The 11,511-nt window shown below is 65.4% G+C and carries 11 protein-coding genes; 10 read left to right on the forward strand and 1 reads right to left on the reverse strand.

The features are described 5' to 3' along the window. Positions 1-308 precede the first annotated feature (308 nt). Positions 309-1,637, reverse strand: coding sequence for an MFS transporter (locus FHY04_RS19320; protein WP_031395864.1), 1,329 nt, complete (start codon positions 1,635-1,637; stop codon positions 309-311). 220 nt (positions 1,638-1,857) lie between these two features. Between FHY04_RS19320 and FHY04_RS19325 the strand changes: the two genes are divergently transcribed. The 10 genes from FHY04_RS19325 (at position 1,858) to FHY04_RS19370 (ending at position 11,434) form a co-directional block, all read left to right on the forward strand. Then, a complete protein-coding gene (locus FHY04_RS19325; RefSeq protein ID WP_183937498.1) occupies positions 1,858-3,069 on the forward strand; it encodes a ubiquinol oxidase subunit II in 1,212 nt (403 codons plus the stop codon). 10 nt (positions 3,070-3,079) lie between these two features. Then, positions 3,080-5,080 carry a cytochrome o ubiquinol oxidase subunit I gene (gene cyoB / locus FHY04_RS19330; protein WP_031395866.1) on the forward strand — a complete coding sequence of 667 codons (2,001 nt, stop codon included), beginning with the start codon at positions 3,080-3,082 and terminating at the stop codon, positions 5,078-5,080. A gap of 4 nt (positions 5,081-5,084) precedes the next feature. Continuing rightward, positions 5,085-5,729 (forward strand): cytochrome o ubiquinol oxidase subunit III, encoded by a 645-nt coding sequence (gene cyoC / locus FHY04_RS19335; protein WP_183937499.1) that lies wholly within the window; start codon positions 5,085-5,087, stop codon positions 5,727-5,729. Beyond that, positions 5,726-6,127 (forward strand): cytochrome o ubiquinol oxidase subunit IV, encoded by a 402-nt coding sequence (gene cyoD / locus FHY04_RS19340; protein WP_031395868.1) that lies wholly within the window; start codon positions 5,726-5,728, stop codon positions 6,125-6,127. The genes cyoC and cyoD overlap by 4 nt, the downstream gene beginning before the upstream one ends. Then, positions 6,127-6,843, forward strand: coding sequence for an SURF1 family protein (locus FHY04_RS19345; protein WP_183937500.1), 717 nt, complete (start codon positions 6,127-6,129; stop codon positions 6,841-6,843). The genes cyoD and FHY04_RS19345 overlap by 1 nt, the downstream gene beginning before the upstream one ends. 36 nt (positions 6,844-6,879) lie before the next feature. Next, complete coding sequence (locus FHY04_RS19350; RefSeq protein WP_409349180.1) at positions 6,880-8,229, forward strand: ATP-binding protein; 1,350 nt, start codon at positions 6,880-6,882, stop codon at positions 8,227-8,229. Then, positions 8,226-8,774, forward strand: coding sequence for a response regulator transcription factor (locus FHY04_RS19355; protein ID WP_183937501.1), 549 nt, complete (start codon positions 8,226-8,228; stop codon positions 8,772-8,774). Before FHY04_RS19350 ends, FHY04_RS19355 begins: the two co-directional genes overlap by 4 nt. Before the next feature lie 66 nt (positions 8,775-8,840). After that, positions 8,841-9,878 carry a spore photoproduct lyase family protein gene (locus tag FHY04_RS19360; RefSeq protein WP_311725660.1) on the forward strand — a complete coding sequence of 346 codons (1,038 nt, stop codon included), beginning with the start codon at positions 8,841-8,843 and terminating at the stop codon, positions 9,876-9,878. A 133-nt stretch (positions 9,879-10,011) separates the two neighbouring features. Next, positions 10,012-10,578: an NADPH-dependent FMN reductase gene (locus FHY04_RS19365; protein ID WP_183937502.1), complete on the forward strand. Its 567-nt coding sequence runs from the start codon at positions 10,012-10,014 to the stop codon at positions 10,576-10,578. A gap of 1 nt (position 10,579) precedes the next feature. Then, positions 10,580-11,434 (forward strand): pirin family protein, encoded by an 855-nt coding sequence (locus FHY04_RS19370; protein ID WP_183937503.1) that lies wholly within the window; start codon positions 10,580-10,582, stop codon positions 11,432-11,434. The last annotated feature ends 77 nt before the right edge of the window (positions 11,435-11,511 follow it).

The raw sequence follows: 11,511 nt of genomic DNA on the forward strand, positions 1-11,511 counted from the left end.
TCTTCGGATGGACAAAGGGGCACGCGGCGAAGGTGCCGCGTGGGAACAGGTCGAATTGTGGTGCAGCGCTTCGGGGCGGCAGCAAAATCATCGGTCGGTGAAGGCCGGAGCAGGATCCCTGGACCCCGATCGTCTTCGATACCGCTCGGTATAGTAAGCGCGGACGGGCGTCAATCGCCTTTTGTACCGACGGGTAGGGTTTCGACCGGGCCTGAAAACCGTAACGTCACCCGCCGCGGGTGCGGCGAGTGACGTCAGTCGGGCAGTCTTGGATTGGCGGGCAGCTTTAAGCCGGCCCGGGGGGTGGCTCAGCCCTCGTTGGCGCGCTTCGCCAGTTCCTTGTTCACGCCAAGCGCGATCAGCGTGCAGACCGCACCCGAGAACAGATAGGCGCCGCTGGCAGCGAGGCCGAGCTTGCTCGACAGGAGCAGTGCGGCGAGCGGGGCGAAGCCCGCACCGAACAGCCAGGCCAGATCGGTCGTCAGCGCCGACCCGGTATAACGGTGCGTCTTGCCGAGGCTGGTCGCGAGCGAGCCCGACGACTGGCCGAACGACAGGCCGAACAGCGCGAAGCCGACGATCATGAACACCCACTCACCGGTCGCGCCGCCGTCGAGCAGCATCGGCGCGCCGATCGCGAACAGCGCGATCAGCACCGCGGTGCTGCCGAGCAGCGTACGGCGACCGATGCGATCCGCGAGCAGTCCCGACACGAGCGTCGCGCACAGGCCGATTGCCGCGCCGATCACTTCGATCGTCAGGAACCGGCCCGGCGTCTCGCGGGTGAACAGCACGATCCACGACAGCGGGAACACCGTTACCATGTGGAACAGCGCGAAGCTGGCGAGCGGGGCGAAGGCGCCGAGCACGATGGTGCGGCCTTCCGCGCGAATCGTGTCGAGCACGGGCGCCGGCTGCAGCGCACGCGATTCGAACAGGGTGGTGAACTCGGGCGTGACGACAAGGCGGAGACGGGCGAAGAGCGCGACGACGTTGATCGCGAAGGCCACGAAGAACGGATAGCGCCAGCCCCAGTCGATGAAGTCGGCGGCGGGCAGCGTCGCGACGAAGAAGGCGAACAGGCCACTGGCCACCAGCAGGCCGAACGGCGCGCCGAGCTGTGGCAGCATCGCGTACCAGCCGCGACGACCCTCGGGCGCGTTGAGCGAGAGCAGCGAGGCGAGACCGTCCCAGGCACCCGCGAGCGCGATGCCCTGCGCGATACGCAGGATCGACAGCAGCACGACCGACCAGTTGCCGACCTGCGCATAGCCGGGGAGGAAGCCCATCGCCACGGTCGCCGTGCCGAGCAGGAACAGCGCGATCGTCAGCTTGGCGCTGCGGCCATAGAGCCGATCGACCGCGATGAAGATCACCGACCCGAGCGGGCGCGCGATGAAGGCGAGCGCGAAGACCGCGAACGAGTAGATCGTCCCCTGCAGCCGGTCGACATAGGGGAAGACCAGCGTCGGGAAGACGATGACCGAGGCGATCGCATAGACGAAAAAGTCGAAAAATTCGGACGTGCGTCCGATGACGACGCCGATCGCGATCTCGCCCGGCGACACCTTTTTCCCGTGATCGTGAAGATCGCGGGCATCGTCTTCAAAAGACGTCGATGCGGCGTGTGCACTCATTCTCAAACTCGCTTCCGTGAGGCGGCTCGCCGCCCAATGGCCTTTTCGGACGGCGCACCGATCATACGCCTTTTCGTCGACTGCGGGCAGGGCCTTTCGGAGTCACACCGAGAGACCTATCTCTGTCGCATCATGAGTGCCATGCCTTTGCTGCAGTGCGGCGCCCATTGGACAAATTGTCCACTATGGAATGATCTAACAGCGGCGTAGGGGCGAGTACATGACCGCCGAGCTATCGAATTCCAGGCCTCGATCCTGGCTCTTACGCGCAGCAGCCCTGCTGCCCGCGCTGTTGATCAGTGGATGCAACTGGGTCGTGATGTCGCCATCTGGCGATATTGCGGTGCAGCAGCGTGACCTGGTCCTCATCTCCACCGGGCTGATGCTCATCATCATCGTCCCGGTGATCGCGCTGACGCTGTTCTTCGCCTATCACTACCGGCAGACGAACAAGAGCGCGAAGTACGAGCCGACCTGGGATCACTCGGTCGGGCTCGAGCTGCTGATCTGGGGCGTGCCGCTGTTGATCATCATCGCACTGGGCGCATTGACCTGGACCAGCACGCATCTGCTCGATCCCTATCGTCCGCTCGGCCGCATCTCGGCGCAGAGCGGCGATATCGGCGAGAACACGCCGGTGGGGCAGCTTGCGGGCAACCAGCAGATGATCACGGGCGGCAAGCCGCTCGACGTCCAGGTGGTCGCGCTCGACTGGAAATGGCTGTTCATCTATCCCGAATACGGCATCGCCACGGTCAACGAACTCGCTGCGCCGGTCGATCGCCCGCTGCGCTTCAAGATGACCTCGTCCTCGGTGATGAACGCCTTCTACATCCCCGCGCTCGCCGGCATGATCTACACCATGCCCGGGATGGAGACGACGCTGCACGCGGTGATCAACAAGCCCGGCAATTACGAAGGCTTCTCGTCCAACTATAGCGGCGCGGGCTTTTCGGGCATGCGCTTCCGCTTCCACGGCGTGTCCGACGCGGGCTTCGATGCCTGGGTCGCGAAGGTCCGCAACGGCGGCGGCGGTCTGAACCGTGCTAATTACATGCAGCTCGAAAAGCCGAGCGAGAAGGTCCCGGTTCGCTATTTCGGCGGTGTCGAGAGCTCGCTGTTCAAGGCGATCGTCGAGCAGTGCGTTAAGCCCGGCAAGCCGTGCATGTCGGACATGATGGGCAAGAACCCGCATGACGGCATGGCGATGCCCGGCGTCAATGGCGGCAGCGGGCCGCAGGACGCCGGCCCCCGACCCGAGGGCGGCTTGATGAAGGACGGCGACGAAAAGGGGAGCGGGAAACACTGGTCTGCGCCAGCCGACATAAAACGCGACGGCGCCAACGCCGCGCCCGGCTCGCCTGCCAACCGCAATCACACAATGCTGACCCCCTCAACCATGCCGGGCTCGCGCCCCGTCGCGAACGGCTAGAGAAAAGCTCATGTCAGACTCCATATTGAAGACGATCTTCGGCCGACTGACGCTGGAATCGCTGCCGCTGCATGAACCGATCGTCGTCGCGACGTTCGGCATGGTGGCGATCGGCGGTGCCGCGCTGCTGGCCGCGCTCACCTATTTCAAGGTGTGGGGCTATCTGTGGAACCAGTGGTTCACCAGCGTCGACCACAAGAAGATCGGGATCATGTACATGATCCTCGCGATCGTCATGCTGCTGCGCGGCTTCTCCGACGCGATCATGATGCGCCTGCAGCAGGCGATGGCGTTCGGGGGTAGCGAAGGCTATCTCAACGCGCATCACTATGACCAGGTCTTCACCGCGCACGGCGTGATCATGATCTTCTTCGTGGCGATGCCGATGGTCACGGGGCTGATGAACTATGTCGTCCCGCTCCAGATCGGTGCGCGCGACGTGTCCTTCCCGTTCCTCAACAATTTCAGCTTCTGGATGACCGCCGCGGGTGCCGTGATCGTCATGATGTCGCTGTTCATCGGCGAGTTCGCGCGGACCGGCTGGCTTGCGATGCCGCCGCTGTCGGGGATCGCCTATTCGCCCGATGTCGGGGTCGATTACTATATCTGGGCCTTGCAGATCGCGGGCATCGGAACCTTGCTGTCCGGCGTCAATCTGGTCGCGACCATCGTCAAGATGCGTGCGCCCGGCATGGGCATGATGAAGATGCCGATCTTCACCTGGACCGCACTGTGCACCAACATCCTGATCGTTGCCGCCTTCCCGGTGCTGACCGCGGTGCTCGCGATGCTGTCGCTCGACCGCTATATTGGTACCGCGTTCTTCACGAACGACGCGGGCGGCAACCCGATGATGTACGTCAACCTGATCTGGATCTGGGGTCACCCCGAGGTCTACATCCTGGTCCTGCCGGCATTCGGCATCTTCTCGGAGGTCACCTCGACCTTCTCGGGCAAGCGCCTCTTCGGCTACAGCTCGATGGTCTATGCGACGCTCGTCATCACGATCCTGTCGTACCTTGTCTGGCTGCACCACTTCTTCACCATGGGGTCGGGGGCGAGCGTTAACTCGTTCTTCGGCATCACCACGATGATCATCTCGATCCCGACCGGGGCCAAGATCTTCAACTGGCTGTTCACCATGTACAAGGGGCGGATCCGGTTCGAACTGCCGATGATGTGGACGATCGCCTTCATGGTGACCTTCACGATCGGCGGCATGACCGGCGTCCTGCTCGCGGTGCCGCCGGCCGACTTCGTCCTGCACAACTCGCTGTTCCTGGTCGCGCATTTCCATAACGTGATCATCGGCGGCACGCTGTTCGGCATGTTCGCAGGGATCAACTACTGGTTCCCGAAGGCATTCGGCTTCAAGCTGGACGAGAAGTGGGGCAAGGTCTCGTTCTGGTGCTGGGTGTCGGGCTTCTACTTCGCCTTCATGCCGCTCTATGTGCTCGGCCTGATGGGCGTGACCCGCCGCATGCGCTATTTCGACGATCCGAACCTGCAGATCTGGTTCGTCATCGCCGCCTTCGGTGCTGCACTGGTCGCGGTCGGCATCGCTGCCTTCCTGATCCAGATCTTCGTCAGCATCCGCAACCGCGAGGCGCTCGCCGATCACACCGGCGACCCCTGGGGTGGCCGGACGCTGGAATGGGCAACCTCGTCGCCGCCGCCCGACTATAACTTCGCGTTCACGCCCGTCGTCCATGACCTGGACGCCTGGTACGACATGAAGGACCGCAAGCATCAGCGGCCGGTCAGCGGCTTCCGCGCGATCCACATGCCGAGCAACACGGGTACCGGCGTCGTGCTGGGCGTGCTCAGCATCGCCTTCGGCTTCGCGATGATCTGGTACATGTGGTGGCTCGCGGGTCTGACGCTGGTCGGGATCTTCGCCACGACGATCTTCCACACCTTCAACTACAAGCGCGACTTCTACATCCCGGTCGAGGACGTGATCGCCAGCGAGGACGCGCGCACCCGCATGCTCGCGACCCAGGGAGCCTGACGCGATGTCTTCGGTATCATTGAAGAAGGACGGTCTGGACGAGAAGGGTGAGCCCCTCTCGTTCTACCAGCTCGAAGAGCATCATCATCCCGAGGGCAGCAGCACGATGCTGGGCTTCTGGATGTACCTGATGAGCGATTGCCTCATCTTCGCGGTGCTGTTCGCAGCTTACGGCGTGCTCGGCACCAGCTATGCCGGCGGACCGACGCCCAAGGAGATCTTCGAGCTGCCGCTCGTCGCGGTGAACACCGCGATGCTGCTGTTCTCGTCGATCACCTACGGTTTCGCGATGCTGTCGATGGAGGAAGGGCGTCAGCGCATCATGCAGATGTGGCTGGCCTTTACCGGGCTGTTCGGCCTCGCCTTCCTGTCGATCGAAATGTACGAGTTCGCCACCCTCATCCATGAGGGCGCGGGTCCGACGCGCAGTGCGTTCCTGGCGTCCTTCTTCACGCTGGTCGGCACGCACGGCCTGCACGTGACGATGGGCTTCATCTGGCTCGTCACGCTGATGGTGCAGGTGCAGAAGCACGGCCTGATCGCCGCGAACAAGCGCCGCCTGATGTGCCTCAGCATGTTCTGGCATTTCCTCGACGTCATCTGGATCGGCGTCTTCACCTTCGTCTATCTGATGGGTTCGCTGCGATGACCGACCGCCCCGCCACCGCGCACGACGCGCATGCCGACCACGCCCATGACGATCATGGGCATGGCGACGACCACGCGTCGCACGGGACGCGCAAGAGCTACCTCAAGGGGTTCTTCCTCTCGGTCATCCTGACCGCGATCCCGTTCTGGGCCGTAATGACCGGCGCGTTCAAGGATCCGTCGACCGCCGCGCTGGTGATCATGCTGTTCGCGGTGATCCAGATCGTCGTCCACATGATCTACTTCCTGCACATGAACGGGAAGTCGGAGAATGGCTGGACGATGATGGCGCTGATCTTCACGATCATCCTGGTCGTGATCACGCTCAGCGGCTCGATCTGGGTCATGTATCACCTCAACACCAACATGATGCCGATGCAGGCCGCGGTAGATATGTGATGACAGGGCATGCCCGGCCGCGGCCGGCGATCTGGGTGGCGGGCTTCATCGCGCTGCTGCTGTTCGCCGGGTTCTGCGCGCTGGGTGTGTGGCAGGTCGAGCGGCGCGCATGGAAGCTCGACCTGATCCGGCAGGTGGCCGCGCGGTCACAGGCCGCACCGGTCGCGCCGCCCGGCCCGGCGTACTGGCCGGCGATCACGGCGAGCAGCGATGCGTATCGACGGATCCGGGTTAGCGGCGTCCTCGCGCATGACCGCACGACGCTGGTCCGCGCCGCGACCGCACTCGGCAGCGGATACTGGGTGATGACGCCGTTGCGGACCGCGCAGGGCTTCGATGTCCTGGTCAACCGCGGCTATGTTTCGCCCGAACAGCGCGGCGCCTATGCGCGGCCGGTCGGGCCGGTCACCGTGACGGGCTATCTGCGGATCACCGAACCCGGCGGCGGCTTCCTGCGCAAGAACGATCCCGCGACCGACAACTGGTATTCGCGCGACGTGGCTGCGATCGCGGGCGCGCGTGGCCTTGGCCGCACGGCGCCCTATTTCATCGACGCGGACAAGGTCGGGGACGGCGCACCGGTCGGCGGCCAGACCGTCATCGCGTTTCCGAACAATCATCTCGTCTACATGCTGACATGGTTCGGCCTCGCCGCGATGACGGTGATCGGGTTCGTCGTGTTCGTGCGCCACGATCGTCGTCGTGATAAGCGCTGACCGGCGACGCCGTGCGTTGAGAGCGTCGCAGGAGAGATGGACCGCGTGACGGCGCACGACACGATGAGATTGGCGATGGACTCCTCGCGGTGGCAGGCCTGGGTCAGCCGTGCGCGCGCGGATACCGATGCCGCGGGCAACGCGAACATGCGGCAGCTGGTCACGCTGCGTTGGATCGCGGTGGCGGGACAGCTGGTCACCGTGCTGACGGTCCGCTTCCTGCTGGGGATCGACCTGCCGCTGGTGCCGATGTTGATGGCGATGGCGGCGTCGGTCGCGCTCAACCTGGCGAGCATGCGGCTCTATGGCTGGCAGCGCGGGGCGAATGCGCAGCTGCTGCTCGCGATGCTGCTTGATGTCGGGTTGCTGACCGTGCAGCTCTACCTCAGTGGCGGCGCGACCAACCCGTTCATCGCGTTGTATCTGTTGCAGGTCGTACTGGGCGCGGTGCTGCTCGATCGCTGGTCGAGCTGGGCGATCGTCGGGGTGACGGGCGGGTGTTTCGCGCTGCTGACGATCCGCTATCGCCCGCTTGCCCTGCCGACCGATTATGCGGGCGAGTATTTCGCACTCTACACCGTCGGGTCGTTGCTCAATTTCCTGCTCGTAGCGACGCTGCTGGTGCTCTTCATGACGCGGATCACGGGCAATCTGCGCGCCCGCGACGAGCATCTGGCGGATCTGCGCCAGCAGGCGGCGGAGGAGGATCACATCGTCCGCATGGGCCTGCTCGCGTCGGGCGCCGCGCACGAACTCGGCACGCCGCTGGCGTCGCTCGCCGTCATCCTCAACGACTGGAAGCGGATGCCCGCGCTCGCCACCGATGCGGGGATGCTCGAGGAGATCGGCGAGATGCAGGCCGAGGTCCAGCGCTGCAAGACGATCGTCACCAACATCCTGCTCGCGGCGGGCGAGGCGCGCGGCGAGGCACCCGAGGTCGTGCCGCTGCATGTCTTCCTCGACGCGATCGTCGAGGACTGGCGCGCGCTGCACGCCGGTGTCGAGTTCGACTATACCAGCCGGCTCGGCGACGATCCGCTGATCGTATCGGATCCCGCGCTCAAGCAGGTGATCGCCAACGTGCTCGACAATGCCGCCGAAGCATCGCCCGCCTGGGTCGGGTTTTCGGGCGAGCGGTCGGGCGATCATCTGGCGCTGATCGTGCGCGATCACGGACCGGGGTTCACGCGCGACAAGCTGGCGAGCTTCGGCAAGCCCTATCAGTCGAGCAAGCGCGATCCCGGCCATGGCCTGGGGCTGTTCCTCGCGGTCAATGCGATGCGCAAGCTGGGGGGCAGCGTGGCGGTCGCCAACCGCGATACGGGTGGCGCGGAAGTGACGTTGATGCTGCCGCTTGCGGCGATCGCCCTGGAGCGTGACGAATGAGCGAGACTGATATCCCCCCGGTCAAGCGCCTCGTGATCGTCGAGGACGACGAGACGTTTGCGCGCACGCTGAAACGCTCGTTCGAGCGGCGCGGCTATGCGGTCCGGCTTGCGGCGAGCCATGAGGATCTGGTCGTGCTGCTCGCCGACGACGTGCCGCAATATGCGGTGGTCGACCTGAAGCTCGGCGGGGCATCGGGGCTGGTCTGCGTCCAGACGCTGCACGCGCATGACCCCGATATCCTCGTCGTCGTGCTGACCGGCTTTGCGAGCATCGCGACCGCGGTCGAGGCGATCAAGCTCGGCGCCTCGCACTATCTGGTCAAGCCGTCGAACACCGATGACATCGAGGCGGCGTTCGACCGGACCGAGGGCAAGGTCGACACCGCGGTGACCGAACGCCGCGCGACGATCAAGACGCTCGAATGGGAGCGGATCCACGCAACGCTGGCGGAAACCGGGTTCAACATCTCGGAGACTGCGCGGCAGCTCGGGATGCACCGGCGGACGCTCGCGCGCAAACTCGAGAAGCGGCCGGTCAAATAGCCGCAACGCTTGGCGTGGGGCGGGCGTTATGGTGCGATGGTGTCGCCCTCTTCCTCCCGCCTCTGGGTGCCGCGGCGCCTCCTCGCGACGCCGTCGTCGCTCCTCTGGGACCATGGCGAACAGATCGTCGCGCGCGCGCGTGCGCTGGACGTGGCGGTGACGACGCTGCCCAGTGATCGTCTCCGCCTCGACCTGCCCGACGATCCCCGGCAGCAATATGCACAGGCGAAGGCGACGCTGGCGCTGGTCGTCGCCCCGCCGTCGAAACGCCGGTTGCAGCCGATCGCGCCGAGCGCCGACTGGCGAATCGATCTCGCCGAAGGATGCCCTGCGCATTGCGGCTATTGCTATCTCGCGGGGTCTTTGAAGGGGCCGCCGATCACGCGGGTCTATGCGAACCTGCCCGAGATCCTGGCCGAGCTTCCTGCGCATCTCGGCCAGGGGACAGTCACGTCGCGCTCCGCCACGCGCGCGCATGAGGGCACGACGTTCGAGGCGTCCTGTTACACCGATCCGCTCGCGATCGATCATGTCACCGGGTCGCTGTCCGCGCTGATCGCGCATTTCGGCGCGTGGGAGGCGGACGTGAAGCTGCGCTTCACGACGAAGTTCGACGCGGTCGAGCCGCTGCTCGCGCTCGATCACGCAGGACGGACGCGGATGCGCGCCTCGATCAACCCCGCCGGCTATGCGCGGTTCGAGGGCGGCACGAGCCCGGTCGCAGCCCGGCTGGTCGCGCTGCGCCGGATGGCGGATGCGGGGTACAAGATCGGGCTGACGATCGCGCCGATCATCGCCGCCGAGGGATGGCGCGACGCCTATGCCGAGCTGATCGCGCAGGCGGGGCGGGTGCTCGGCGATATCCCGGACCTCACGATCGAGCTGATCACGCATCGCTACACGCCCGGGTCCAAGGCGGTGCTGCAGACTTGGTATCCCGGCTCCTCGCTCGATCTCGGCATGGCGAACCGCACCGAGAAGCGCACCAAGTTCGGCTCGGTCAAATATGTCTATGACGCGGACACGATGCGGGCGTTGCGCGCCTTCTTTGCCGACGAGATCGCGCTGCGCCTGCCCGAGGCGCGGATCCTCTACTGGACGTGATCGCCGTCCAACCGGGCAACACAGCGTTGCCGACCCTGCGCTGGTGGGCGCCGGTACCGTCGCCTATTTGCATACCAAGATCTTGCCCGCCGCCGTCGCCCGGCGCTCGCGCGTGACAACAGGAGATTATTGCATGCCCGTCCTTCTTGGTATTTCCGGCAGCCTGCGCCGCCAGTCGTTCAACGCCGCGATCCTCAACTCGCTCGCCGATGCGCTGGGGGACAAGGCGAGCTTGCGGATCTTCCCGCTCAACGCGATCCCGATGTACGATCAGGATGCCGATACCGACACGCCACCCGAGGCGGTCGCCGCACTGCGCGCCGCGATCGGCGAGGCGGACGGGATCGTGATTGCGTCGCCCGAATATAATCACGGCATGCCCGGCGTGCTGAAGAACGCGCTCGACTGGGCGTCGCGGCCTTATGGCAAGGCGACGCTGACGGGGAAGCCGGTGTTTACACTGACCTCGTCGCCGGGCGCGGTCGGCGGCGCGCGGGCGCAGGCGCAGCTGAACGAGACGCTGGCGTCGATCGGTGCGCGCACGCTGCTGCGGCCGCAATCGGTGATCGGTGCGGTGCACGAGAAGATCGCCGACGGGCGGCTGAGCGACACGTCGACGCTCGACTTCCTGTTGAGCGGTATCGACGCCCTGCTGGCGGAGATCGCGCGTCCGGCGTCGACCGTGCGCGAGGCGAACTGAGATGCGGCGCGTGCTGCGGACCTATCCCGCCCAGCGTGACGACATCGCCGATCTCGTCACGCGGCGCCCGCTGCCGGGGCCGCAACTGCCGCAAGTCGATCCGTTCCTATTTCTCAACCATCATGGGCCGCAGACCTATCGGCCGGGCAATAACGGCCTGCCGTTCGGGCCGCATCCGCATCGCGGGTTCGAGACGGTCAGCTTCATCCTCAGCGGCGCGATGGCGCATCTCGACAGCGGCGGGCACGAAAGCGTGATGCGCGCGGGCGGGGTGCAGTGGATGACCGCGGGATCGGGGCTGATCCATGCGGAGGTCTCGCCCGCGTCGTTCAAGCGCGACGGCGGGCCGCTCGAGATCCTGCAATTGTGGGTCAACCTGCCGGGGCGGCTGAAGATGACCAAGCCCGCCTATACCGGGCTCCAGCGCGAGGATATTCCGGTGGTCGCGGTCGAGGGCGGCGTCGTGAATGTGATCGCGGGGACGTTTGAAGGGCAGGCGGGGCCGGTTGAGTCGCTGACACGAGTCGCGATGATGACGGTCGAGCTGGCGGCCGGGGGCAAGGTGACACTGCCTGCGCCGCGCGATCGAAGCGTCTTCTTCTATGTGATCGAGGGGCGGCCCGAGGTCGGCGGGACGCTCGTCGAACCGTGGCATCTCGTCACGTTCGACCAGGACGGCGACGGAATCGAGGTCGCGGCGTCGGGCCCGGTGCGGCTGGTCTTCGGCCATGCGGATCCGATCGACGAGCCGGTCGTCGCGCACGGGCCGTTCGTGATGACGACGCGCGAGGAGATCGGCGAGGCGATCCGCGATTACCAGGCGGGGCTGTTCGGGCCCGCGCCGGTTATTGCCTGAACCCATAACCGTCATCCCCGCGAAGGCGGGGATCCATACTGGCTGGCCTCGGTGACAGCACCGTGAGGTCAGCCAGT

It is taken from the genome of Sphingomonas sp. BK481, assembly GCF_014194875.1.
In the GTDB taxonomy this organism is placed as follows: Bacteria; Pseudomonadota; Alphaproteobacteria; order Sphingomonadales; family Sphingomonadaceae; genus Sphingomonas; species Sphingomonas aerolata.

Coding starts and splice junctions, on each gene's coding strand:
- FHY04_RS19320 (WP_031395864.1), bottom strand. CDS start 1,637: ATGAGTGCACACGCCGCATCGACGTCTTTTGAAGACGATGCCCGCGAT.
- FHY04_RS19325 (WP_183937498.1), top strand. CDS start 1,858: ATGACCGCCGAGCTATCGAATTCCAGGCCTCGATCCTGGCTCTTACGC.
- cyoB (WP_031395866.1), top strand. CDS start 3,080: ATGTCAGACTCCATATTGAAGACGATCTTCGGCCGACTGACGCTGGAA.
- cyoC (WP_183937499.1), top strand. CDS start 5,085: ATGTCTTCGGTATCATTGAAGAAGGACGGTCTGGACGAGAAGGGTGAG.
- cyoD (WP_031395868.1), top strand. CDS start 5,726: ATGACCGACCGCCCCGCCACCGCGCACGACGCGCATGCCGACCACGCC.
- FHY04_RS19345 (WP_183937500.1), top strand. CDS start 6,127: ATGACAGGGCATGCCCGGCCGCGGCCGGCGATCTGGGTGGCGGGCTTC.
- FHY04_RS19350 (WP_409349180.1), top strand. CDS start 6,880: ATGGACCGCGTGACGGCGCACGACACGATGAGATTGGCGATGGACTCC.
- FHY04_RS19355 (WP_183937501.1), top strand. CDS start 8,226: ATGAGCGAGACTGATATCCCCCCGGTCAAGCGCCTCGTGATCGTCGAG.
- FHY04_RS19365 (WP_183937502.1), top strand. CDS start 10,012: ATGCCCGTCCTTCTTGGTATTTCCGGCAGCCTGCGCCGCCAGTCGTTC.
- FHY04_RS19370 (WP_183937503.1), top strand. CDS start 10,580: ATGCGGCGCGTGCTGCGGACCTATCCCGCCCAGCGTGACGACATCGCC.